This window comes from Streptomyces sp. NPDC025638, from assembly GCF_055558775.1.
This window is the reverse complement of the sequence record NZ_JBVHLX010000005.1, coordinates 71,747-95,384: the sequence shown is the minus strand read 5'-3', so window position 1 is coordinate 95,384 and position 23,638 is coordinate 71,747. Positions and strand designations below refer to the sequence as shown.

General features: G+C 71.2%; 26 protein-coding genes. 19 read left to right on the top strand and 7 right to left on the bottom strand.

From position 1 onward, the window contains the following. Positions 1-248: 248 nt before the first annotated feature. Positions 249-827: a YceI family protein gene (locus ACZ4EG_RS14465; RefSeq protein WP_453558608.1), complete on the bottom strand. Its 579-nt coding sequence runs from the start codon at positions 825-827 to the stop codon at positions 249-251. Between the two features lie 52 nt (positions 828-879). After that, complete coding sequence (locus ACZ4EG_RS14460) at positions 880-1,206, bottom strand: rhodanese-like domain-containing protein (protein WP_390709263.1); 327 nt, start codon at positions 1,204-1,206, stop codon at positions 880-882. Positions 1,207-1,336: 130 nt separating this feature from the next. Between ACZ4EG_RS14460 and ACZ4EG_RS14455 the strand changes: the two genes are divergently transcribed. The 3 genes from ACZ4EG_RS14455 (at position 1,337) to pspAB (ending at position 3,430) form a co-directional block, all read left to right on the top strand. Beyond that, positions 1,337-1,792 carry a MarR family winged helix-turn-helix transcriptional regulator gene (locus ACZ4EG_RS14455; protein ID WP_467790869.1) on the top strand — a complete coding sequence of 152 codons (456 nt, stop codon included), beginning with the start codon at positions 1,337-1,339 and terminating at the stop codon, positions 1,790-1,792. A 133-nt stretch (positions 1,793-1,925) separates the two neighbouring features. Further along, positions 1,926-2,843 (top strand): zinc metalloprotease HtpX, encoded by a 918-nt coding sequence (htpX, locus tag ACZ4EG_RS14450; protein ID WP_467790868.1) that lies wholly within the window; start codon positions 1,926-1,928, stop codon positions 2,841-2,843. A gap of 2 nt (positions 2,844-2,845) precedes the next feature. Continuing rightward, positions 2,846-3,430, top strand: a complete 585-nt coding sequence (gene pspAB, locus ACZ4EG_RS14445; RefSeq protein WP_467790867.1) for a PspA-associated protein PspAB — start codon at positions 2,846-2,848, stop codon at positions 3,428-3,430. 19 nt (positions 3,431-3,449) lie between these two features. Here pspAB and ACZ4EG_RS14440 read toward each other — a convergent pair whose 3' ends face one another. After that, positions 3,450-3,719 carry a hypothetical protein gene (locus ACZ4EG_RS14440; protein ID WP_363298816.1) on the bottom strand — a complete coding sequence of 90 codons (270 nt, stop codon included), beginning with the start codon at positions 3,717-3,719 and terminating at the stop codon, positions 3,450-3,452. 99 nt (positions 3,720-3,818) lie between these two features. Between ACZ4EG_RS14440 and ACZ4EG_RS14435 the strand changes: the two genes are divergently transcribed. Further along, positions 3,819-4,577 (top strand): alpha/beta hydrolase, encoded by a 759-nt coding sequence (locus ACZ4EG_RS14435; protein WP_467790866.1) that lies wholly within the window; start codon positions 3,819-3,821, stop codon positions 4,575-4,577. Between the two features lie 11 nt (positions 4,578-4,588). On the opposite strand, the gene ACZ4EG_RS14430 is transcribed toward ACZ4EG_RS14435, so the two are convergent. Continuing rightward, positions 4,589-5,929 carry a DUF2252 domain-containing protein gene (locus ACZ4EG_RS14430; protein ID WP_467790865.1) on the bottom strand — a complete coding sequence of 447 codons (1,341 nt, stop codon included), beginning with the start codon at positions 5,927-5,929 and terminating at the stop codon, positions 4,589-4,591. Positions 5,930-6,123: 194 nt separating this feature from the next. Between ACZ4EG_RS14430 and ACZ4EG_RS14425 the strand changes: the two genes are divergently transcribed. After that, the gene (locus ACZ4EG_RS14425; RefSeq protein ID WP_467790864.1) at positions 6,124-7,314 is read left to right on the top strand and encodes a winged helix DNA-binding domain-containing protein; all 1,191 of its coding nucleotides are present in this window, start codon (positions 6,124-6,126) and stop codon (positions 7,312-7,314) included. 74 nt (positions 7,315-7,388) lie between these two features. Here ACZ4EG_RS14425 and ACZ4EG_RS14420 read toward each other — a convergent pair whose 3' ends face one another. Next, positions 7,389-7,703 carry a hypothetical protein gene (locus ACZ4EG_RS14420; RefSeq protein ID WP_363298820.1) on the bottom strand — a complete coding sequence of 105 codons (315 nt, stop codon included), beginning with the start codon at positions 7,701-7,703 and terminating at the stop codon, positions 7,389-7,391. A 235-nt stretch (positions 7,704-7,938) separates the two neighbouring features. Between ACZ4EG_RS14420 and ACZ4EG_RS14415 the strand changes: the two genes are divergently transcribed. The 9 genes from ACZ4EG_RS14415 (at position 7,939) to ACZ4EG_RS14375 (ending at position 17,318) form a co-directional block, all read left to right on the top strand. Further along, on the top strand, positions 7,939-8,307 hold the full coding sequence (locus ACZ4EG_RS14415; protein ID WP_453558623.1) for an arsenate reductase family protein: 369 nt from the start codon (positions 7,939-7,941) through the stop codon (positions 8,305-8,307). Between the two features lie 120 nt (positions 8,308-8,427). Continuing rightward, complete coding sequence (locus ACZ4EG_RS14410; RefSeq protein ID WP_467790863.1) at positions 8,428-9,171, top strand: hypothetical protein; 744 nt, start codon at positions 8,428-8,430, stop codon at positions 9,169-9,171. Positions 9,172-9,586: 415 nt separating this feature from the next. Next, the gene (gene glnII / locus ACZ4EG_RS14405) at positions 9,587-10,615 is read left to right on the top strand and encodes a glutamine synthetase (protein WP_467790862.1); all 1,029 of its coding nucleotides are present in this window, start codon (positions 9,587-9,589) and stop codon (positions 10,613-10,615) included. 85 nt (positions 10,616-10,700) lie between these two features. Next, positions 10,701-11,621 carry a DUF6891 domain-containing protein gene (locus ACZ4EG_RS14400; protein ID WP_467790861.1) on the top strand — a complete coding sequence of 307 codons (921 nt, stop codon included), beginning with the start codon at positions 10,701-10,703 and terminating at the stop codon, positions 11,619-11,621. A 329-nt stretch (positions 11,622-11,950) separates the two neighbouring features. Next, positions 11,951-12,514, top strand: coding sequence for a winged helix-turn-helix domain-containing protein (locus ACZ4EG_RS14395; protein WP_467790860.1), 564 nt, complete (start codon positions 11,951-11,953; stop codon positions 12,512-12,514). Between the two features lie 77 nt (positions 12,515-12,591). Continuing rightward, positions 12,592-13,629: an NAD-dependent epimerase/dehydratase family protein gene (locus ACZ4EG_RS14390; protein ID WP_467790859.1), complete on the top strand. Its 1,038-nt coding sequence runs from the start codon at positions 12,592-12,594 to the stop codon at positions 13,627-13,629. Between the two features lie 51 nt (positions 13,630-13,680). After that, positions 13,681-14,949 (top strand): sensor histidine kinase, encoded by a 1,269-nt coding sequence (locus ACZ4EG_RS14385; RefSeq protein WP_467790858.1) that lies wholly within the window; start codon positions 13,681-13,683, stop codon positions 14,947-14,949. Next, a complete protein-coding gene (locus ACZ4EG_RS14380; RefSeq protein ID WP_453558643.1) occupies positions 14,934-15,587 on the top strand; it encodes a LuxR C-terminal-related transcriptional regulator in 654 nt (217 codons plus the stop codon). The genes ACZ4EG_RS14385 and ACZ4EG_RS14380 overlap by 16 nt, the downstream gene beginning before the upstream one ends. A gap of 195 nt (positions 15,588-15,782) precedes the next feature. Continuing rightward, complete coding sequence (locus ACZ4EG_RS14375; RefSeq protein WP_467790857.1) at positions 15,783-17,318, top strand: DUF1996 domain-containing protein; 1,536 nt, start codon at positions 15,783-15,785, stop codon at positions 17,316-17,318. Between the two features lie 101 nt (positions 17,319-17,419). Here the strand turns inward: ACZ4EG_RS14375 and ACZ4EG_RS14370 are convergent, their stop codons facing one another. Then, positions 17,420-17,839, bottom strand: a complete 420-nt coding sequence (locus ACZ4EG_RS14370; RefSeq protein ID WP_453558648.1) for a hypothetical protein — start codon at positions 17,837-17,839, stop codon at positions 17,420-17,422. An 85-nt stretch (positions 17,840-17,924) separates the two neighbouring features. On the opposite strand from ACZ4EG_RS14370, the gene ACZ4EG_RS14365 reads away from it, so the two are divergent. The 5 genes from ACZ4EG_RS14365 to ACZ4EG_RS14345 all read left to right on the top strand — a co-directional run bounded on the left by ACZ4EG_RS14365 (position 17,925) and on the right by ACZ4EG_RS14345 (position 23,258). Further along, a complete protein-coding gene (locus tag ACZ4EG_RS14365) occupies positions 17,925-18,476 on the top strand; it encodes a tetratricopeptide repeat protein (RefSeq protein ID WP_467790856.1) in 552 nt (183 codons plus the stop codon). Between the two features lie 50 nt (positions 18,477-18,526). After that, positions 18,527-20,443, top strand: coding sequence for a hypothetical protein (locus ACZ4EG_RS14360; RefSeq protein ID WP_467790855.1), 1,917 nt, complete (start codon positions 18,527-18,529; stop codon positions 20,441-20,443). 81 nt (positions 20,444-20,524) lie between these two features. Then, entirely contained in the window at positions 20,525-21,451 is a 927-nt protein-coding gene (locus ACZ4EG_RS14355) for a metal-dependent hydrolase (RefSeq protein WP_467790854.1), read from the top strand. Further along, positions 21,451-22,500 (top strand): PDR/VanB family oxidoreductase, encoded by a 1,050-nt coding sequence (locus ACZ4EG_RS14350; protein WP_467790853.1) that lies wholly within the window; start codon positions 21,451-21,453, stop codon positions 22,498-22,500. The genes ACZ4EG_RS14355 and ACZ4EG_RS14350 overlap by 1 nt, the downstream gene beginning before the upstream one ends. Before the next feature lie 68 nt (positions 22,501-22,568). Then, positions 22,569-23,258: a TetR/AcrR family transcriptional regulator gene (locus tag ACZ4EG_RS14345; protein WP_467790852.1), complete on the top strand. Its 690-nt coding sequence runs from the start codon at positions 22,569-22,571 to the stop codon at positions 23,256-23,258. On the opposite strand, the gene ACZ4EG_RS14340 is transcribed toward ACZ4EG_RS14345, so the two are convergent. Next, complete coding sequence (locus tag ACZ4EG_RS14340) at positions 23,255-23,629, bottom strand: 5-carboxymethyl-2-hydroxymuconate Delta-isomerase (protein ID WP_467790851.1); 375 nt, start codon at positions 23,627-23,629, stop codon at positions 23,255-23,257. The two genes, ACZ4EG_RS14345 and ACZ4EG_RS14340, sit on opposite strands and share 4 nt — an antisense overlap. Positions 23,630-23,638 lie beyond the last annotated feature (9 nt).

Sequence of the window (23,638 nt, the reverse complement as noted above, 5' to 3'; positions counted from 1 at the left end):
TCTCTTTCCCTGCCCGTCACTGACGCGTCCGGCGACCGGAGCCGACTGTACGTTCAGCGCTCCGAGACCTGTCAAGTTCCCACGCCAGAGCGGCAGTTGGGGTTCTGAGGGCATGCCTGACGGCGGGTCCGGCACGGTGCCGAACCCGCATGGCGAAGGGCGGCCCGGGTCGGATTCCGGACCGCCGCAGGGCATGGCAACCAGCCATGTGGAGGGCGGGATCGATCACCCTCCGGTCGGCCGGTGGCTCAGACCTCCCGCACCGCCTCGATCTCCAGCGAGAGCTCGATCTCCTTGGAGACGAGGATGCCGCCGGTCTCCAGGGCCATGTTCCAGGTCAGTCCCCAGTCCTCGCGGTTGATCTTCCCGCTGGCGGAGAACACCGTCCGGTCGCCGCCCCACGGGTCGCGGGCGTAGCCCAGGTAGTCGACGTCGAGCGAGACCGGGTGGGTCACTCCCTTGATCGTCAGATTGCCGTCGAGCGTGCCGCTCTTGCCGTTCCAGGTCACCGAGGTGGACTCGAAGACGGCCTGCGGGTGCTTCTCCGTGTCGAAGAAGTCACCCGACCGCAGATGGTCGTCGCGGGTCCGGTCCCCGCTCTCGACGCTGGCCATGTCGATCACCGCGGTCACCCTGCTGTCCTCGGGCCGCTCGCCGATGCGGACGGTGGCGTCCACACCGGTGAACCGGCCGCGCACCTTGGTCAGCATGAAGTGGCGTCCCATGAAGCCGACTTCGGCGTGTCCCGGGTCGACCTTCCAGGTGCCGGCCGCCGGGAGTTCCACACCGTCGACCAGCCGGGTCGGTGTCGTTGCGCTTTCGGTCATCGGTCGTACCCTCTTCCCTCTTCCGACTTCCTCGTCACTGGCCGGCTCGGTGTCAGGCGGACTCGGTCGGCAGCCCGGCGCCGATCCAGTCCTCCTTGCCGTCCTTGTACGTGTAGACCCGCTCGTAGCCGAGCTCGATCAGCCGCTTGGCGGCGATCCCCGAGTTCGGGCAGGTGGTGCCCGTGCAGTAGACGATCACCTCGGCCCGCTTGTCGGGCAGCAGCTCCGGCGCGAGGGTGTCCACCTCGTCGAGCGGCAGATTGCGGGCGCCCGGCAGGTGGGCCTCCTTGTAGTACGACTCCGGCAGGGCCTCCAGGACCGTCACCGCGCCGGCGTCGATCTTCTGCTTGACCTCGTCACGGGTCAGGTTCTGCGCCATGTGGCACCTCCGATGAAGACTCGCGCTCCGTGCGCACCCACGCGGCCGGACCCCGGCCCCGATTTCCGTGCGTGCGCACACACCATAACCAGTGTGTGCGCACGCACGCAACGGCGGGTAGAATCGCCCGATGGCTGACCGGGACTACGGACTAGAGGCATGGCGGGCGATGCTGCTCGCCCACAACGCCGCCCTGCGCGCGATCGAGAGCGACGTCCAGCGCGAAGGCCGCGTCCCCCTCACGTGGTACGACGTACTGCTCGAACTCAAGGCGGCCGGCGAGGAGGGCCTGCGCATGCAGGAAGTGGCCAACCGCGTCGTCCTCAGCCGCACCCGGGTCAGCCGCCTGGTCGACGACATGGTGCGCGCCGGGCTGGTGCGCAAGATGCCCGATCCGCACGACCGCCGGGTGTCCTGGGCGGCCATCACCGACGAGGGCGCCGGCGCCCTGCGCGCCACCGCGCCGGTGTACCTGCGCAGCATCCGCCGCCACTTCTCGGCACACCTGACCGACGACGACGCCCAGGTCGTCGCCAAGGCGCTGCACAAGGTCGCGCAGCGGGACGACGGCGTGGAGTGCGGCTGACCCGGCCGCCCGGCGCACCCCCGCGCCCACCGGGAATCTTTGCCGCACCCAGGGCCGATCGGTACCTGTTCATGGCCGCCGGCAGGTGCACACTGGACAACGGGACGAGTGCCTGACTGCGGGGTGATGCAAGATGCAGAGCCGCTTCCGGAGCGATCGGCGGTTGACCGTGCGCATGGGGGTCACGCTGTTCCTGCTCGGGCTGTTGTACGTGGGGTTCGTCGCCGCGTTGATCGTGCTGCTGAAGTCCTGGGTACTGGTCGTGGTGGTCGCGGCGGGGATGCTCGTCGCGCAGTACTGGTTCTCCGACCGGGTCGCGCTCTACGCGATGCACGGCCGGGTCGTGGAGCGGGAGGAGTACCCCGATCTGCACGGGGTGATCGACCGGCTGTGCGCCCAGGCGGACATGCCCAAGCCGGTGGTCGCCGTGTCGAGCATGGATCTGCCGAACGCGTTCGCGACCGGACGGAACCCGGACCATGCCGTCGTCTGTGTGACGACGGGTCTGCTGCGCCGGCTGGAGCCCGCCGAGCTGGAGGGCGTGCTGGCGCACGAGCTGTCGCACGTGGCGCACAAGGACGTCGCCGTGATCACGATCGCGTCCTTCCTGGGCGTACTGGCGGGCCTGATCGTCCGGTTCGCCTTCTACTCGTCGCTGTTCCGCGGCCGCAGGGACCAGAACACCATCGCCGTCTTCGGGATCGTGATGGGTATCTCGATGGCCGTGTACGCGATCAGCTTCCTGCTGATCCGGGCCCTGTCCCGGTACCGCGAGCTGGCGGCGGACCGGGCGGCCGCCCATCTCACCGGACGGCCCTCGGCGCTGGCCTCCGCGCTCACCAAGGTCTCCGGCGACATCGCCCGCATCCCGACCGAGGACCTGCGCACGGCCCAGGCCTTCAACGCCTTCTTCTTCACCCCGGCGCTGGGCGCGAAGCCCGGTCTGGCGGGGCTCTTCTCGACCCACCCCAGCCTGGAGCAGCGGCTGGAGCAACTGGGGCGGATCTCCACCGAACTGGGTGAGGCGGCGACGCCGGGGAAGGCGGGCTGAGCATGGGGCTGCTGGACATCCTGCTGGGCCGTACGAAGCCCGTCGCACCCGACCTCGACCAGCTGTTCGCGCTGCCCTCGGCGGCCATCACGCTGGAGGTTGCGGCCGGGTTCACCCCCACCGGAGGCGGCGCGGTGTGCTTCGCCACGGTGGAGGGCGCGGCCTTCGAGCAGACCCACCGGGAGGTCCAGGCGCTGCTCGACGCGGACGCCGAGCGCGCCGGGTCCCCGGTGGAACTGCGCCAGGACGACTACGGCTACTCCTGGCTGGTCTCGCAGCGCACGCCCGACCAGCTCCCGCAGCTGGTCAACGATCTGCACGCGGTGAACAGTTCGATGGAGGCCAACGGCTTCGGACCGCAGCTGCTGTGCTCGCTGGCCGGGTTCCGGGACGACTCCGGCCGCAGCCTGGCCCTCGTCTATCTGTACAAGCGGGGCACGTTCTACCCCTTCGCGCCGCGGCCCGGCGGGGCACAGCGGCGCGACAACGCGCTGGAACTCCAAATAAAGGCGACCCTCGCGAACGATCTGCGGATCGAGCAGGACCTGAGCCGCTGGTTCCCGGTGTGGGGAGCCCCCGGTCTGTGACCGAGGGCTCCCGCGCGGCTCACCCGCTCTTCTCGCGCTCCTGACGCCGGGCCTCGTGGGGGCGCTCGCGACGGTAGCGACGCTCCCACTTGGCCTGGCGGTCACGGCGCTCGCGGTATGCCTGGTAGCTGGCGGGCGCACCCGCCGAATCCCCTCCGGCGGTCGGGGTCGTACCCCGCCCGTACTGCACGTACAGGTAGAGCGCGGCGACGGCGGCGAGCCACCACATGTGGTTTCCGAATCCCAGGATCACCAGGACGGCGGTCCCGGACAGGACGATGGTGCCCATGACGGTCCTCCGTTGGCGTCGAAGTGTGGTCGGTGTGCATCCAGCGTAGGGATGCGGTCACTCGCGGTGCATCTCGATTTCCGTGAGTGAATGGGCGCCATGAACGAACCGGTCTCCTTCACTCACACCCACGACGGTGAACGCCTCAGCGGTCTGTACGGCGGTGATCCCGGGCGGGCCGGCAGGGCCACCGTCGCCTTGCTGCACGGCGCCGGCCGGGGCAGCAAGGAGCGACTGCGGCCGCTGCTCACGGAGTTCGCCGCCCGCGACTGCCGGGGGCTCGCCTTCGACTTCTCGGGGCACGGCGAAAGCACCGGCGCGCTACGGGAGTTGAGCCTGCAGCGGCGGTTCGAGCAGGCCGTGTCGGTGCTCGACGCGCGGGTACCCGCGGGCGAGCCGCTGGTCCTGGTCGGGTTCAGCATGAGCGGGCAGACGGTGGCCGACCTCGCCCGACACTACGGCGATCGGGTCGCGGCGCTGGGGCTGTGCGCCCCCGCGGTCTATGCGCCGGAGGCGTGGGACGTGCCGTTCGGCGAGGGCGACGGGCGGTTCAGCGGGATCATCCGGACCCCGGAAAGCTGGCGCCGCTCGCCCGCGCTCGACGCGCTGCGGGCGTACGAGGGGCGCGCCGTGCTCGTGGTGCCGGGCACGGACACGGTCATCCCGCCGGCGGTGACGGAGGCGGTACAGGAGTCACTGTCCACCCGGGCCTGGTTCACCCGCCTGGAACTCCCCGACGCCACCCACCAGTTGGGCCTCTGGTTCAGAGACAGTCCGGACGACTGCCGGGAGTTCGCGGACGCGCTGCTGACGGGCCTCGACGAGTATGTGGTCGGTCTGCTGGAGCGCCACGTCTGACCCGGCCGCGCTCAGACCCCCGGTGCCGCCTGCACCACGCCCGCCGCGATGGCGGCGCCGAGGGCCGCGTGGTCGGTGACGGTCTGGTCGGCGTAGCTCTGCGCGAAGTCGGTGAGGGCACGGTCGAAGACGTCGGTGGTGCCCAGGTAACCGGCGATGGCGATACGGTCGCCGGAGCGGGCGTGGGCGCGGGCCAGGGCGGTGCCGCACAGCCCCGCGTACTCGACGAGCCCGGCCGGGGTGATCCCGGCGACATCGGCCGAGCCCTTCATGTCGCGCAGCTGACGCCAGTAGTAGGCGCGGCCCTGCGGCCCGGTCATCCAGCCCAGGAAGATGTCGCCGGCGGCCTGGAGCAGCCGCTGCCCGGCCACCACCCGGTGCCCCGCATGGATGTACGGCCCACTGGGCAGATGGTCCTCCAGTACGGACTTGGTGGCCTCCTTGATCTGCAGGAACAGGGGGTCGTCGCCGTTCCGTCCGAGGAGGAGCACGATGAAGCAGCGGGTGCCGACGCTGCCGACGCCCACGACCTTGCGGGCGGCGTCGACGAAGCGGTAGCGGTCGAGGAGGACGCGGCGTTCCTCGGCGAGGGTGGAGCGGTAGTCGCTGAAGATCTTGCGCAGGGAGGCCATGTCGGGGGCGCCTGCCGGTTCGAGGAGCGGCGGGACCTGGATGATCCGCGGCTGCCCGCCGACCGTCTCCGTCAGCTTGCCGAGGGCCTGCAGGCTGGTGCGGCGGCGGGCGCGGCTGAGCGTGGACTCGACGCGGCTGCGGCGGCGGGCGGAGCGGGCGATCGCCGGCACGCTCTCGGCCTCGATGCGCTCGTACCAGACCGCGAGTTCGCCGAGCGCGGCGAGCCGCCGCATGGACCCGCGGTAGGCGGCCGCGGCGGCCAGGACCGCACCGCGGACCTTCGGCTCGGGGAACCCGTTCTCCCGGCCGGCCACCGCCACACTCGCCGCGAGCCGCTTGACGTCCCACTCGAAGGGCCCGGGGAAGGTCTCGTCGAAGTCGTTAAGGTCGAACAGCAGCACCCGCTCCGGGGAGGCGTACACACCGAAGTTGAGCAGATGGGCGTCGCCGCACAGTTGCACGCCGAGCCCGGTGTTCGGCTGCGAGGCGAGATCGGCGGCCATGACGGCGGCCGCGCCGCGCAGGAAGGCGAACGGCGAGGTCGCCATCCGCCCGTACCGGACCGGCAGCAGCTCCGGCAGCCGGTCCTGCCCCTGCCGCTGCAGTACGGCGACCGGGTCGGGCCGGTCGACGGGCGGGAGCCAGAGGGCGTGGGAGGAGCGGGGGACGCGCTTGCGGGCGGCCTTGCCGCGCTGGGCGCGTTCGGTGGGGGTGGTCATCCGAGCACGGCCTCCCTCTGGTCCCGGCACCTCCTGAACTTCCGGTCTCTGATTCGAAGTGAAGGCCGTGTGCGGGGGTGCCCGCATGTCCTGCAGGCAGAACGGGTGACGGGGACCGGCTGTCAGTGGCGTCGGCGAAGATGCATGCAGGACATGCTGGGCGCGGTGGACGGACTCGACGGGCGGAGGTCGGCATGGGCGGCGGGACACAGCGGCACATCGGGGCGGCGGAGCGAAGGGCCCGGCTCGCCCTGCGCCACCGCCTGACCGGTGCGGCACGGGCGGCGGCGCCGGAGGAGGTCGCCGCCTCGCTCGTAGCGCTGCACGGCTCTGACCCGGCGACGGTGTATCTGGCGGTGGGCGCGCGGCTGGCCGACCCGGTGAAGACGCTGCCGGAGACGGAGCGGGCGTTGTACGAGGACCGCACGCTGGTGCGGATGCACGGCATGCGGCACACGGTGTTCGTGTTCCCCACGGACCTCACGGCGGTGGTCCACGCGTCGACGGGCCTGACCGTGGCCGCCCGTGAGCGTGCCTCGCTCCTCAAGGACATGGCGAAGGCCGGCGCGCCGGACGCGGCCTGGCTGGCGGAGGTCGAGGAGTCGACGCTGGCCGCGCTGGCCCGGCGCGGGCAGGCGACGGCGACGGAACTGGCGGCCGACGAACCGCGCCTGCGGGAGCAGTTCGTGTACGCGGCGGGGAAGAGCTACGAGGGCGTCCACACGGTCTCCACCCGGCTCCTGCGCGTACTGGGCGTGGAGGGCAAGGTCGTCCGGGGCCGCCCCCTCGGCTCGTGGACCTCCAGTCAGTTCCGCTGGGCGGTGGCCCCCCAACACCCCGAACTGGACGTCGCCGAGGCCCAGGCCGGACTGCTGCGCCGCTGGCTGGCCGCGTGCGGTCCGGCGACGGAGGCCGACCTGAAGTGGTGGACGGGGTGGCGGGTGACGGAGGTCCGCCGGGCGCTGTCCGCGATCGGGGCGGAGGCGGTCTCGATGGACGAGGGCGACACCGGGTATGTCACGGAGGGAGACGCGGGACCGGTGGCGGAACCCGTCGAACCCTGGGCGGCGCTGCTCCCGGCGCTCGACCCGACGGCGATGGGCTGGCAGCAGCGGGACTGGTACCTCGCACCGGAGCTGCGTCCGAGTCTCTTCGACTACAGCGGGAACGTGGGGCCGACCGTGTGGTGGAACGGACGGGTGGTCGGGGGGTGGGCCCAGCGGCCCGACGGCGAGGTCGTCTGGCGGATCCTGGACGCCGAGGGCGTGGGCCGGGAGGGAGAGACGGCGATCGCGGCGCAGGCGGAACATCTGCGCACCGTGCTGAACGGCTCCAGGGTGACCCCACGCTTCCGGACACCGCTGGAGCGGGAGCTGTCGGCCTAGTCGGCCCAGTCGCCGGCGGGACGGCCCCGTCGGCGCCGGGCACCCCAAGAACTCAGGGGCACCCGGCGCCACGGTCACCGCGAATACCGCATGAACGCCCGCACCATGTGGCACGTCGTGTCGGACGGCGGGTGAATGCCGATCAGTTCCGCCGTGCTGCGGATCGTCTCGTTGCGGGCCTGGTTGGGGACGTAGACGCCCGAGTCGAGCAGGGCTATGGCGAGGCGCATCGCCTTGAGGCGGCGGTTGTGCATGACGTACCACTCGCGCGGACGGCCCGCCGGCAACGGGCTCTTCTGCGTCGGCGCGTAGGGCGAGTCGAGCAGGACGGAACGCTTCGCGGTGGACTGGGTGGGCAGCGGCTTCGACTTCAGTGCGGCAGCGGGCACAGGCATCCTCCGGTCGCGGTCAGGATGCCGTCCGGAAACCCCGGCGACATCCTCGAACACTGCTTCCAGTCTACTGGCCCCCACTGACAATCGGCGAGGTCGCAGTCGCACCCAAATTCCCTGGTGGGAAAGGTGATTTCGGATGCTGCGCAGGGTGCCGCAGGGACATCTACGAGGTGCCGAGAAAATCGAACAGAGACCTTGCTTCTCTATGGGTTCGCGTACCGTGGGCCGCATGGAAATCTGGATCAATCCCGCCTGCTCCAAGTGCCGCAGCGCCATCAGCCTGCTCGACGCCGAGGGGGCCGAGTACACCGTCCGCCGCTATCTGGAGGACGTACCGAGCGAGGACGAGATCAAGGGCGTACTCGACCGCCTCGGTCTCGAACCCTGGGACATCACCCGCACCCAGGAGGCGGCCGCCAAGGAACTGGGCCTCAAGGAGTGGCCGCGGGACGAGACCTCGCGCGACCGCTGGATCAAGGCGCTCGCCGAGCACCCGAAGCTCATCCAGCGGCCGATCATCACGGCGGACGACGGCACGGCGGTCGTCGGGCGCACGGACGAGGCCGTACAGGACGCCCTCTCCCGGCACAAGAGCTGAGAAAATCTCAACTCCGAAGTGACGCAGGTTACTTCAGCGTTTCCCTGTGACCATTGAGTAACCCCGTTCGGGATCTCGTACATAGCGGCGTACGCTCCCCTACCTCTTCAGGAGGCGCGCATGTCGCGCAGGCGAACTCTCAGCACGAAGAAGAAGGTCGCGCTGCTTGTCAGCGCCGCGGCGGTGGCGGGCGGCGGGGCCTTCGCCATGGCGGCCACGTCGAACGCGGCGCAGAGCCCGCAGAACGCCAAACCCCTGGCCGCCGCCGACTCGAACGTATGCCAGGGGCTGGCCACCGCCCTCGGCAACAACCAGAAGTTCATCGACGGCCAGAAGGCGAACCCGGACGCGCAGTCGGCGGCCCGGATCGCCAACCGCGAGGCGGTCATCGAGCAGATCAAGGTCCAGCAGAAGGCTGCCGGATGCGTCGTTGGGGAGTCGGCTCAGGGCTCTCAGGCGGCGGGCGGTCAGCAGGCCGGACAGCAGAACGGTCAGCAGACGGCACCGCCCGCGCAGACCGCCCCCGCCGGAAACGCGGGGAACGCCGGGAATGCAGGTAACGCCGGGAACGCCGGGAACGCGGGAAACAACGCGGGTGGCGCTGCCGCGGGCTCGGGCCAGCAGGTCTGCAACGGCTCCACCGTGACGCTCTCCGGCGAGGGCGGTGCCCCGGCGGCCTCCAGCAACCAGTTCCCGGCGGGGACCACCCTGAAGGTCACCAACCTGGACAACAACAAGTCCACGACGGTGAAGGTCACCTCCGTCTCCGGTAGCTGTGTCCTGCTGAACAACGCGGCCTTCGAGCAGGTCCGTGAGCCCGGCAAGTTCCTGATCCGCCGCGCGGTCATCGAGAAGGTGGGGTGACGCCCGGGCATCCAGGAACGCGGTGAGGCGGGGCCGGTCCGGCGCGCGCGACTCGGCCTCCCCACCGTGCGGGTCACAACCGTGCGGGTCACAGGTCCTGCCGCTCCGGGCCAGGAGCGGCAGGACCGGCACGTTCAGGGGCCCGCGGCGCGTCCCGCGCCGGGTGCGGACCGGTCACCGGCTTTGACGGAGGGGAAGCCGGCGACCGTCCGCCCGCGCGCCCGCATACCCCGGCCACCGGGACCTCTCAACGTGAGACGCGACACAGAACCACCAGGTAACACGGGGTTCACATTCGAGCAATGATCGGGAAATCGCCTGTTGACAGGCTCCGGGCATCGACAGCGGCGCCCCAGTGCCGCAGCGCCGCAGCACCCGCAAGTGCGCCTGACCCACCCCCGAAGGATGTGGCCCCGTGACCTTCAAGGCTGAGTACATCTGGATCGACGGCACCGAGCCGACGGCCAAGCTGCGTTCGAAGACGAAGATCTTCGCGGACGACGCCAAGGGTGCCGAGTTTCCGATCTGGGGCTTCGACGGGTCCTCCACCAACCAGGCCGAGGGCCACGCCTCGGACCGGGTGCTGAAGCCGGTCTTCTCCTGCCCGGACCCGATCCGCGGCGGCGACGACATCCTCGTCCTGTGCGAGGTCCTCGACATCGACATGACCCCGCACTCCTCCAACACGCGTGCCGCGCTGGCCGAGGTGGCCGAGCGCTTCGCCGCGCAGGAGCCGATCTTCGGCATCGAGCAGGAGTACACCTTCTTCGACGGCGCCCGCCCGCTGGGCTTCCCCGAGGGCGGCTTCCCGGCCCCCCAGGGCGGCTACTACTGCGGTGTCGGCGCCGACGAGATCTTCGGCCGTGACATCGTCGAGGCCCACCTGGACAACTGCCTGAAGGCGGGCCTGGGCATCTCCGGCATCAACGCCGAGGTCATGCCCGGCCAGTGGGAGTTCCAGGTCGGCCCGCTGTCCCCGCTGGTGGTCGCCGACCAGCTGTGGGTGGCCCGCTGGCTGCTCTACCGCACCGCCGAGGACTTCGGCGTCTCCGCCACCCTCGACCCCAAGCCGGTCAAGGGCGACTGGAACGGCGCCGGCGCGCACACGAACTTCTCCACCAAGGCGATGCGCGAGGGCTACGACGCGATCATCACCGCGTGCGAGTCGCTCGGCGAGGGCTCCAAGCCGCTCGACCACGTCAAGAACTACGGCGCCGGCATCGACGACCGGCTGACCGGGCTGCACGAGACCGCTCCGTGGAACGAGTACTCCTACGGCGTCTCGAACCGCGGCGCCTCGGTCCGTATCCCGTGGCAGGTCGAGAAGGACGGCAAGGGCTACATCGAGGACCGCCGCCCCAACGCCAACGTCGACCCGTACGTGGTGACGCGGCTGCTCGTCGACACCTGCTGCTCCGCACTGGAGAAGGCCGGCCAGGTCTGATCCCCCGCAGTCGCTCCGAGGGGGCGCCCACCGTTCGCGGTGGGCGCCCCCTCGCGTTGTCGGTGGGGCGTGTCAGGGTGGCGGCATGGAGATCGACGAGGTCCTGGCCGTCAAGGTCGAGACGGAGAACGGGCAGGCGCACGTGCACATTTCCGCCCCCGGTCTGCGGGAGCTGGTGGAGCGGATCGGGGGCGCCGGGGACCGGTTCCTCGTGCTCCAGCGGATACCGGACATCCCGTATGTCTTCGCGCAGGTCTGGCACGAGAAGCGCGGGGACTACCGGCTGGAGCACCGCCTCGGTGCGGACCACTGGTTCGGCACGGACCTCAAGGACCCGGGCCGGGTGGCGGAGTTGCTGACCGGCTGGGCGCGGCAGCGCGACGGCTGGGACGCGGGCGTGGACTGGGAGCCGGTGGACCTCGGGCCGCGCGAGGAGGTGCCGGAACTCCCGGACGACGTGCGCGAGAAGGTCGAGAAGCGGGTACGGCTGCGGCTGCGCTGCGGTTACGACACCCGCGCGGTGCTGGCCGAGATCGCCGAGGACTATCTGGTCGACGGGGACGAGCGGCCGGTGTCGGGGGCGCAGGCCCGGCAACTGGTGGACCGGCTGTGGCTGGAGCGGCTGGCGGAGCAGGCGGCCTGGGAGGGGGTCACCGACCCGGAGCGGCTCGCACTTGCCTTCGGGGCGCTGGAGGAGACCGGCATCACGGCCCGCGAGAACTTCACGTGCTGCCGGGGCTGCGGCCTGTCGGAGATAGGGGCCGAACGAAAGGGCGCGCGCGGCTTCGTCTTCTTCCACCAGCAGGTCACGGAAGGCGCCGCCGAGGGGTACGGACTGAGCCTGTACTACGGCGGGTTCGACGGCTCGGCCGAGACCACGACGGCCGTCGGTCACGAGGTCATGGCCGCCCTCACCGGCGCCGGACTGTCCGCGGTGTGGGACGGCAATCCGGACAAGGCGATCGAGCTCACCTCCCTGACCTGGCACAGACGCCTGGTGGGGTGAGGCGGGCGACACCGGCTTCGCGCCGGGAAGGCGTCCGAGCAGTGAGAGGAGACTGCTGTCGTGGGCGTGTGTCTGCTTCAATGGACGCATGGCCGACTTCCAGAAGCGCAGCGCGACAGGTCGCCATGACCTCGAGCCCTTCTGGCCCTCCCGTCAGCACCACGACTTCGACCGGGTGTGTTGCCGCGCGATGAACGCGCCGGCCCTCTAAAGCCGTACACCCCGGTCTTCGGCCGGCGCGGAACGACGTACGTCCCTCGGCGCGCCCGACCACGAATCGCGGCCGCCGTCCTCCCGACGAACTCCTCGCGCGAAAGAGCTGACCCCTCATGGCGACCACTCGTTCTCTCTCCTCCGCCTCCACCCTGACCTCCCCCGCACGTCAGCAGCTGCGTGCCGTGGACCGGGACGAGGTGGCCCGGATCACGGACCTCCTGCCGTCGGGCGCCACCTGGCTGCCCGCGCCGCAGCACACCCTGCCCGCTCTGCCCGGCCGCCCCGCGATGGTCGGCTATCTGGTGCTGGTCCCGGCGGACGAGCAGCCGCCGTTCCCGCCGGTCGCGGTGCCGGACCGGCCCGACCCGGCGTCCGACGGCGACGAGCCGCTCGTACGCATCGACACCGTGCAGCGCACCGCCCAGGTCGACGGCCGCGAACTCGACCTCACCTACCTGGAGTTCGAGCTGCTCGCGCATCTGGTGACGCACCCGCACCGGGTGCACACGCGCGACCAGCTGGTCAGCACCGTATGGGGCTACGGCCACATCGGCGACGGCCGCACGGTCGACGTCCACATCGCCCGGCTGCGCCGCAAGCTCGGCGCCGAGCACCGCAAGGCGATCCAGACGATCCGGCGCGTCGGCTACAAGTACACACCGCCGACCGGGCGCTGACCTCCTCCGCCCTGACCTCCTCTGCTCTCGGCAGAGCGCGGTTCCGTCCCGCGGCCCGGCCGGGCACGATCTCGGGCATGAGACTTCTTGTGCTGGGTGGTTCGGAGTTCGTGGGGCGGGCCGTCGTCGAGTCGGCCCTCGGGCGGGGCTGGGAGGTGACCGTCTTCCACCGGGGACGGCACGCTCCTTCGGCGGGGGTGCGGTCGCTGCACGGCGACCGCACCGCCCCGGGCGGACTGGCGGCCCTCGCCGGGAGCGAGGAGTGGGACGCCGTCGTCGACACCTGGTCGGCCGCGCCCCGCGCCGTGCGGGAGTCGGCGCGGCTGCTGCGGGGCCGCGCCGGGCGGTATGTGTACGTGTCCAGCTGCTCGGTGTACGCGTGGGCCCCGCCCGCCGGGTACGGCGAGGACGCGTCGCTGGTCGAGGGCGCCGCGGCCGACGCGGAGCAGACCGAGTACCCGCGGGACAAGCGGGGCGGTGAACTGGCCGCCGTCGAGGCCTTCGGCGCGGAACGCTCGGTGCTGGTGCGGGCGGGGCTGATCCTCGGCCCGCACGAGAACGTGGGCCGGCTGCCCTGGTGGCTGACCCGGATCGCCCGCGGCGGCCCCGTCCTGGCGCCCGGACCGCGGGAGCTGCGCCTGCAGTACGTCGACGTCCGCGACCTCGCCCAGTGGGTTCTCGGGGCGGTCGAACGGGGGTTGAGCGGGCCGTACAACCTGGTGAGCCCGCAGGGGCACGCCACCATGGGCGAGCTTCTCGACGCCTGCGTACAGGTCACCGGCTCGGACGCCGAACTGGTGTGGGCCGCCCCGGACGTCGTCCTCGGCGCGGGCATCGAGCCGTGGACGCAATTGCCGGTGTGGGTGCCGCCCGGCAGCGACATGTACGACGCCCTGCACTCCGCGGACGTCTCGCGGGCCGGGGCGGCGGGGCTGGAGTGCCGCCCGGTCGCCGAGACCGTCGCCGACACCTGGACCTGGCTGCGGGACATCGGCGGCGGCGCGCCCCAGCGGCCGGACCGGACGCGCAAGGGGCTGGATCCGGAGGTGGAGGCGAAGGTGCTCGCGGAAGTCCGGGGTGCAGAAGTCCGGGGTGTATCTGACACCACCCCCTGACCGGGTTCCGGGCCCAGTGACCCGCGCCCGGGGGTCGGCGAGACTGACGCCATGAACACCGACACGAAGAGCGGCGGCGGCGGGCGCACCCGGGAAGTGGTGCTGGCCGCCGTACGGGGACTCGTGCTGGCCCTGGTGATGCTGCCCGTCGCCGTGCTCGTCTTCACGCTGGCCGTCGTCTCCATCGCGACGATCCCGATCGGCATCGGCATCGTCACGACCCCCTATGTGCTGGGCGGTGTGCGGGACTTCGCGGACGTACGGCGGCGGCTCGCGGCCGAGTGGTGCGGGGTGCGGATCCCGTCGGCGTACCTCCCGATACCTCCGGACGCCAACCTCTGGGCACGTTGCTTCGGGATGCTCCGCGACCCGCAGGTCCGGCGGGACCTGCGCTGGCTGCTGGTGGACATGACGGCGGGCTACCTCACGGCGCTGCTTCCGGCCGTCCTGCTCCTCTATCCCTTCGAGGGGTTCGCGGTGGCGGCCGGGCTGTGGCGGGTGCTCGCCGACGGCCAGACCTACTGGTACGGCTTCGTGCCGGTCACCGACCAGCCGACCGCGCTCGGCGCGGCCGCCACCGCCGCGGTCCTCCTGGTCGCCGCCTACCGTCTCGCCCCGCGCCTGCTCGTCGTCCACTTCCGGCTCACCCGGGCCGTCCTCGGCGCCGATCAGAGCGAACTCGCCGAGCGTGTACGGGTGTTGACCGAGACCCGGCGTGACGCGGTGGACACCTCGGCCGCCGAACTGCGCCGTATCGAGCGGGATCTGCACGACGGGGCGCAGGCCCGGCTGGTCGCGATGGGCATGGATCTCGGCACCATCGAGATGCTCCTGGACAAGGACCCGGCCAAGGCGAAGCAACTCCTCGCCCAGGCCCGGCAGTCCTCCGCCGACGCGCTCAGCGAGCTGCGCGACCTGGTCCGCGGCATCCATCCGCCGGTGCTCGCCGAACGCGGACTGGGCGACGCCGTACGGGCGTTGGCGCTGCGCTTGCCGCTGCCCACCGAGGTGACCGTCGAGCTGCCCGGCCGCGCGGACGCGCCGGTGGAGTCGGCGGCGTATTTCGCGATCAGCGAGGTGCTCACCAACGCGGTCAAGCACTCCGGCGCCGACCGGATCTGGGCCGACCTCCACCACAGCGACGGCATGCTGCGGATCGCGGTCACCGACAACGGCAAGGGCGGCGCCGAGGCGGGAGCCGGTTCCGGACTCTCCGGAGTCGAGCGGCGACTGGGTACATTCGACGGCGTCCTGGCCGTCAGCAGCCCCGCGGGCGGTCCCACCATGGTGACCATGGAGATTCCGTGCGCGTTGTCCTAGCCGAAGACCTGTTCCTGCTCCGGGACGGGCTCGTCCGGCTGCTGGAGGCCTACGACTTCGAGATCGCGGCGGCCGTGGAGTCCGGACCCGAGCTCGCCCGCGCGCTGGCCGAGCTGGAGCCGGACGTGGCCGTGGTCGACGTACGGCTGCCGCCCACCCACACCGACGAGGGCCTGCAGTGCGCCCTCAAGGCCCGGCGGGACCGGCCCGGACTTCCGGTGCTGGTCCTCTCGCAGCACGTGGAGCAGCTGTATGCGCGCGAGCTGCTGGCCGACGGCAGCGGCGGGGTGGGGTATCTGCTGAAGGACCGGGTGTTCGACGCGGAGCAGTTCGTGGACGCCGTACGACGGGTGGCGGCGGGCGGTACGGCCATGGATCCGCAGGTGATCCAGCAACTGCTGTCCCGGCGGTCCGCCGACGACCATCCGCTCGGCAAACTCACCCCCAGGGAGCGGGAGGTCCTGGAGCTGATGGCGCAGGGCCGGTCGAACGCGGCGATCGCCGCGCAACTGGTCGTCACGGAACGGGCGATCGCCAAACACACCTCCAACATCTTCACCAAACTGGGACTGGAGGTGTCGGACGACGACAATCGGCGCGTCCTGGCAGTCCTCGCCCATCTGGACCGGGACCGCTGACTTTCCGCGAGTTCTCCGCTACTTTGCGGTAACTCCTGCTGTTCAAGGGGCTGTTGAGGCGCCATCGACGGCCGGTCCTCTGATGAGTTTGTGAGGCGGCTGAACACGCCCGGGACGCCGTCCGTATGGATGGAAGCAGCTTCACTCCTGTCGGGCGCCTCGATGCTGCCCCGCCAAGGAAGTCAGAGGAGTTCCATGGGACGCAACACACGCAAACGCCGTACGCCGCTGGCCACCAAGGCCATTGCCGCATCGGCGGCCCTAGCGCTCGGTGGGGGCGGGCTGATCTGGGCGAACTTTTACGCATCCGCGCACGAGTCCAGCAACTCGGCGCAGAACCAGACCAAGGCCGCGGCCGCGCAGGTCGCGACGATCTCCTGCCCGGACGTCGGCCAGAAGCTGACGAACGTGCCGTACAGGGCCCGCAACGGTGTGGCCGCGGAGCTGGCGAACCTCGACAAGCAGATCACCGAGGCCTACGCCCGGCTCGCTTCCACGCGTCAGGCGCAGACGAACGACGCGAGCTTCGTGCAGAACGCGATCGTCAACCCGCTGAAGTCGAAGCGGACCGCCACGATCGACCGGATCAGGATCGACATCCAGCGGGTGGGCGGCACGTTCAACAACGCGCTCTCGCAGCTCGCCGCCTGTACGACGCAGACCGCCAACCAGACCACGGCCGGCGGCACCCAGAACGGCGGTCAGCAGCAGAACGGCGGCAACACGGCCACCGCCAGCCCCGGCACGGGCCAGAACAACGGCGGGCAGCAGCAGAACGGCGGGCAGGCGCAGGCCGGCGGCGGCCAGGCCGGCAACGGCCCGGTGGCGGCCGACTTCGTGGACATCACGAAGGTCGCGGCGAACGTCCAGGGCAAGCCGCAGAACGGCGGCAACGCCTCGACCGGTACGTTCACCACCCGGTGCGGTGTCAACGCGAACAAGAACCACAACACCGACAACGTGATCGTGGCGCCCGGTGTGGCCAACGGCGCGCACCACCTGCACGACTACGTCGGCAACCAGAAGGTCAACGCGTTCTCCAGCAACAACACCTTCCTGCAGGCCGCCACCAGCTGCCAGAACCAGAACGACCTGTCGTCGTACTACTGGCCCGTGGTCCGAGTCCAGGACGGCACGCAGGACTTCGACCAGAACGCGGACGGCGGCGGCAAGGAAGGCAACGTCGGCAAGATCCTGACGCCGGTCCAGGCGCAGATCAAGTACGTCGGCAGCCCGGCCAGCAAGGTCGTCGCGATGCCGCAGTTCCTGCGCATCATCACCGGTGACGCCAAGACCACCACCAACGGTCTGGCCAACGCCAACGCGCACTGGAGCTGCACCGGCTTCGAGAACAAGGTCCAGCTGACGGAGCAGTACCCGATCTGCCCGCAGGGCAGCAAGGTGGTCCGTACGTTCGCCTTCCAGAGCTGCTGGGACGGCCAGAACATCGACAGCGCCAACCACCGCACGCACGTGGCCTTCGCCGACCCGGCCAGCGGCGTCTGCGGCAACGGCTTCAAGGCGATCCCGCAGCTGACGATGCGCCTGGTGTACAACATCACCCCGCCGACCATCCAGAACGGCCAGGTGAAGAACGCCTACGCGGTCGACGGCTTCCCGGAGCAGCTCCACAAGCCGGCCACCGACCACGACGACTTCATCAGCGTCACGAAGAACAACCTGGCGAACAAGATCGCCAACTGCATCAACAACGGTCAGCGGTGCGGATGATCCGCTGAGGTGGGCCGCCTCGGTGGCCCATCGAAGAAGGCCGGTGGCGGGTCCCTCCCGCCACCGGCCTTCGCCGTTGTCCGCGCCCGGCGCGCAGGCCGTCAGCCGCTGTGCGAACCGTGCGAGCCGTGGTCGGTGCCGATCTCCACCTCGCCGCCGAGCGTGCCGCGCAGCGCCTTGACCACCCCGTCGTCGCCGACGGCCACCCACTTGCGGCCCACGAGGTAGTAACCGCCGTAGTCCTTGGCGTCGTTGATCCACTCGCGCTGGCCGCGGTCGGTGGCGAAGGTGGCGAGGATGAACTTGCCGTCGGTGTTCTTGCAGATGGCCTGGCGGATCTCATCGGCGTCCGTCTGCATGTTCGGCTTGCACTTCACCTCGGCGGCCAGGCTCTCCAGGCTGCCGGTGGCCGTCGTCGGCACGGCGTCCGCCGCGCTCTTGCCGCCGCCGGAGCCGCACCCCGCCAGCAGCAGCGCGGCCGCGACGCCCGTCACGGCGAGCATCGGTCGGGTCAACCTCATCTGTTCCTCCGGTCCTGATGGGCGTAAGCATGCCGCAGAGAGCCCTCGCGAGGAGCCTCGCCCCTCGATACGGGCGCCGGGGGCGATGCGCTCAAATCGAGTGCCGCCGTGGGCACACTCGTGCGAGGGTGTGCCGGTGAACCAAGACTGGGAAGATCGCGTGACCGCCGCCTGGGCCACCTTCGACGACTACGCGGAGGATGACGCAGCCGACTTCCGGGCCGTGATCGACGCGCTCGTCGCCGAACTGCCCGAGGACAGCCCGCTGGGCCCGTTCGAACGGGCCTGCGCCTGGGACTCGACCGGTCACTCGGACAAGGCGGCACCGCTGTACCGCGAGGCGCTCGCCCGCGGGCTGAGCGGCTACAAGGGCCGCCGGGCCAGGATCCAGCTGTCCAGCTCGCTCAGGAACATCGGGCGGGCGGAGGAGGGCGTCAAGCTGCTCACGCCCGAACTGGACGCCCCGTCGGACGAGTTGGACGACGCGGTACGCGCCTGTCTCGCCCTGTGCCTGTCCAGCCTCGGCCGGGACCGCGAGGGGCTGTCCCTGGTCCTCGGCGCCCTCGCTCCCCATCTGCCGCGCTACCAGCGGTCGATGGCCAACTACGCGCGGGCGCTGGTCGAGCCGGAGGACTGAGCAGCCCGGAGGGCAGGTGACCAACCAACGGCTCACTCGTTCTGAAGGACGTGCAGTCACAGGATGTAGCCCCGCGTCACGCACCCCACTCCGCCAAAGGCCCCGGCCCGGTCGTCGACGTCGAGCAGGCCGAGGCCGCGCTCGTCGAGCACTACCCGCGCCTGGTCCGGCTCGCCTATCTGGTGCTGCCGCCGGGCCTCGGCCGAAGTCGCCGCGTCCTGACCGCGCACGCCCTCACCCAGCGCGCGCTGCCCCGGGGCCGCACCTCGGCCGCCGCGATCCCGGCCCAGTCGACGGGCCGTGACACGGACCCCGGCTACGCCTTCGTCCGCCTCCAGGTGGTGCGTTCGGCCCTGAAGGCCACCCGGACGCGGGGCCGCGGGATGTGGCGGCTGCCGCCGCTGCTCCCCCAGGTCTGGGGCCTGCGCCTGTTCCCGCGCTCGGGCGGCGCCGACGAACTCGCCCTGGACCAGCGCCTTGCGACCCTGTCCGGCCCGGCTCGTGCCGCGTATGTGCTGCGCGGTCTGGAGCGGCTCACCGACGGCGACGTGCACCAGCTGCTGGCGGCCGCCGGGGCCGAGGACCCGGACGAGGCGCTGCTGGAGGCCGACGACGTCCTCGCGCACCACGGGCTGCTCGCCTCCCCCGAGTTCGACCCCTGCTCACTGCAGGCCCGGCCCACCGACCTGATGCGGCGCAGGCAGCACACCAAGGCCGCGCTCGCCGCTGCGGCCGCCCTCGCGGTGTGCGGCGCCCTGGTCGTCCTGCCGGGCGGCGGCTGGGGCCCCGACGGCGCCGCCGCCCCCGCGTACGCCCAGAACCCGGCGGCCGAGGCCGCCCTCGACCCCGGCCGGCTGACCAGGATCGCGCCCACCGCCTGGAAGACCTCGGCGCGCGCCGACTTCTCCGTCTGGCCCGCGCGCGGCCCCCTCACCGGCGACACCGCCCTGCTGCGCCGCGCCCTCGCCGTCTGGGCCCGCCCCGGGGAGACGGTCCGCGTCTCGGCGACCCCCGGCACCCAGACCGGCGGCCCGGCCGGACCGCCCCAGCTGCTGTACGCGGGCGACGTCGACAACGCCCGCGTGGCGATCCTCTACGACGGCCTGCGCATCGCCCGTTACGCCGAGCCGAAGGACGGCACGCAGGGCGCGGCCCTCGACCTCGCCCGCGCCGACGGCGCGACCGGCGTCGGGGCCAGCGCGCTGGTGCTGGGCCGCGCCGACGGCAACGTCCGTTATCTGACGGCCCCTTGGGTGAAGGCGGCCGCCGAGCGGGACCTGACGAAGCCCGGGGCGGGCGCGATGGACCTCGGCCTGACCGACGGTGTCACCGGACCGCTGGCCAGCCCCGCCATGCAGCCCGGCGCGTGCACGTCGTGGAACGTGCTGCAACTGACCGACGCCTCCGGCACCCAGCTCACCACCGACCTCGGCGAACTGGTCCCCGCCCACCTCACCACGGGCCGGCCCGGCAAGCCGCACGAGGCGAACGGGGCGGAGGCGCTGCGCACCTGGGCACCGTTCGCCTGCTCGCTGTCCGCCGAGCGCGCGGCGGGGATCAGGAGCATCAACGCCTGGGCGTTCGCCGATCAGACACTGCCCGAGGACAGCGGGACGGCCAGGTGGGTGTGCACCCGCGCCGAGACCTGGCGGGGCGACGGAACCGCGGCGCTGGCCCAGTTCCACACACCGGGCGGGCGCTACGGGGCGGTGGCGGCCAGGGCGACGGACGTGACGGCGTGCGGCGCGCGTGATCCGCATGTGCTGGCCGGGGTGTTGTGGAAGTCCCACGCGGGGACGTGGTACCTGCTGGCCGCGGGCGGCAGGGACACCGCGTCGATCCGCACGACGGGCGGGGTCACCGCCGCCGGCCGGGGCAGCACACTGGCCGTACCGGCGAAGCAGGGCACCCAGGCGCAGCTGTCGGGCACCCTCGACGACGGGTCCGCGCTGCACGGTCTGCGCTAGCCGTCGGCTAGCTGACACTTCTGTCAACAAGTAGGGCGCACAAGGGTTCCCCTCGGACTTACCCGCCAGTACATTGACGCCATGTCTAACACGCAGGCCCGGCCGGTGGAGTCCGAGCGGATACCGCTCAAGGCCCGCAAGGTTTCCTTCTCCTGGGAGGGCACCCCGCTGCACTGGGTGCCCGGGGACCCGTTCGCCACGCACACCATGAATGTGCTGCACCTGCTGCTGCCCGCCGGTGAGCGGTGGTTCGTGCACGTCTACAAGCAGGTGCTGCCGCTCATCCGGGACGACCGGCTCCGCGAGGACGTCATCGGGTTCATCGGCCAGGAGGCCATGCACTCCCAGGCCCATGACGAGGTGCTGCCGCATCTCAAGGATCTCGGCCTCGACCCGACGCCCTACACCGCGCAGGTCGACTGGTTCTTCGAGAAGCTGCTCGGCGACCGCACTCCCCCACTGCTGAACGCGTGGGTGGTACCCCCATCGCCGGGCCGGGCCCGTAAGTGGTGGCTGCTGGAGCGCGTGGCGCTCATCGCGGCCATCGAGCACTACACGGCCTTCCTCGGCGACTGGATCCTGAACGCCGACGAACTGGACCGGCGCCAGGCCGATCCGACCATGCTGGACCTGCTGCGCTGGCACGGCGCCGAGGAGGTCGAACACCGCTCCGTCGCCTTCGACCTGTTCATGCACGTCGACGGAAGCTACCGACGCCGGGCGCGCACCTGGGCGACGGCCTTCACCGCGCTGGTGTTCCTGTGGCAGCGCGGGGCCCGCTTCTTCATGGAGAACGACCCCACACTGCTCGACGGCAAGGCCTCCTTCAAGGACTTCTATCTGAGCGGCCGGCGCGGCACCCTGCCCGCGGCCGGCGACATGCTGACGTCCATCCCCCGCTACCTCAGCCGGACCTACCACCCCTCGCAGGAGGGCTGCACCGCACAGGCCGTCGCCTATCTGGCCTCCTCCCCCGCGGCGCAGGCCGCCGAGAAGGGAGCGTCCTGATGCCGAGGCTGCGGACCGTCGTCGTCCTCGCGGGTGCCGCGCTGCTGGCCAGACGGGCCCTGCGGCGCCGGGTCCAGGACTCCCCGCTGTGGCCGCTGCCCGCCCTCGACCCGCCGATCTCCGGCCGGCCGCGGTCGCGGGCCCTGCGGCTGCTGGTGACCTCGCACGAGACGGTGGCCGACGGGGTCGTACGGCTGCGCCTGGAGGGACGGGCGCTGCCCCGCTGGGAGCCGGGCGCCCATCTCGACCTGGTACTGCCGTCCGGGCTGGTGCGGCAGTACTCGCTGTGCGGGGACCCCGAGGACACCTCCTCGTACACGGTCGCCACCCGGCTGGTCCCGGACGGCCGGGGCGGCTCGCGCGAGGTGCATGAGCAGCTTGCCGAGGGCATGGAGCTGGAGGTGCGCGGGCCGCGCAACCGCTTCCCGCTCGTCGAGGCGCCCTCGTACGTCTTCGTCGTCGGCGGCATCGGGATCACCCCGGTCCTGCCGATGCTGCGGGCCCTGCCGGAGAGCGCCGAGTGGCGGCTGCTGTACGGCGGGCGGTCGCGGGCCTCGATGCCGTTCCTGGAAGAGGTCGAGAAGGTCGCCGGAGACCGGCTGACCGTGGTCGCCGAGGACGAGGAGGGGCGGCCGGACCTGGACGCGCTGTTCGCGGACGTGACCGAGGGAGCCGCCGTGTACTGCTGCGGGCCCGAGGGACTCATGGCAGCGGTCGAGGAGCGGCTCCCGGCAGGCGCCGCACTGCACCTGGAGCGGTTCGCACCGCGCGCGTCCTTCGACGGCAACGCGGAGTTCGAGCTCGAACTCAGGCGCAGCGGGCGGACGTCGACCGTCCCCGCCGACTCCACCGTGCTGGCCGCCGTACGCAAGGAGCTGCCCGACACGGCGTACTCCTGCGAGCAGGGCTTCTGCGGGACCTGCCAACAGCGTGTGCTGGAGGGCGAGGTGGAACACCGGGACGAGCTGCTCACGGACGCAGAGCGGGCCGACTCGATGCTGATCTGTGTCTCGCGTGCGCGAAGTGAGCGTCTCGTGCTGGACATGTGACGGTTCCATGTGAACGCAGCGACCGGTCCGGCCCGTTACGGTCCGGATCCGATCGGTAAGGTGTTCGCATGACTACCGGGGTTCGCCGCAGAATGGGAGTGGAGGAGCGACGGCAGCAGTTGATCGGCGTCGCCCTCGAACTGTTCAGCCGCCGCTCGCCCGACGAGGTCTCGATCGACGAGATAGCCTCGGCGGCGGGTATCTCACGCCCGCTGGTCTATCACTACTTTCCCGGCAAACTCAGCCTGTACGAGGCCGCGTTGAAGCGTGCCGCGGAGGACCTGGCCGGCCGGTTCGTCGAACCGCAGGAGGGCCCGCTGGGCCGCCGGCTGCTGCGCGTGATGCGCCGGTTCTTCGACTTCGTGGACGAGCACGGGCCGGGCTTCTCGGCCCTGATGCGCGGCGGCCCGGCAGTCGGCTCGTCCGCCACGAACGCGCTCATCGACTCCGTACGGCAGGCCGCGTACGAACAGATCCTTTTGCATCTGCGCGTCACCGATCCGCCCGCGCGACTGGAACTGGTCATACGGTCCTGGATCTCGCTCACCGAGTCGACGGCCCTGATCTGGCTGGACGGCCGGCGCATCCCCCGCGCCGAGCTGGAGGTCCAGCTCGTCCATGACTTCGCCGCGCTGGCCGCGGTGAGCGCCGCCAACGACGACGAGATGGCGGCCCTCCTGCGCGACATGCTCAAGGAAGAGCCGGCCGACGGTCCGTTCACGGACCTGGTCGGCCGGCTCATGTCCCTGGCGTCCTAGCCGTCCTGGCCTTCGAACTTCCGGTAGGACGGATCCAGGTCGCGCACCTCGGCGGAGGCGCGCAGGGTGACTCCGTCCTCCGGCGTGACATGCCTGCGGAGGATTTCCAGCACGGTCTCCGTCAGCCTCGCCTTCGTCTCTTCGCTGCGCCCGGCGAGGAGCCCGATGGTCACATGCACGATGGCGGGCTGCCGATCCATGGGCTCGTAGGCGTACGCGGAGAGCGCGTCCCGGAACAGCGTCTTGCACGCCTCCGGCTTGGCCGCCGCGATCTCGACGACAGCTTCGTGCAGGGCCCGCGCGAAGCCGTCCATGTCGAAGGCATCCGAGTCCTCCAGCACGGCGGTGTAGTCGACGGTGATCTGCGGCATGGACACTCC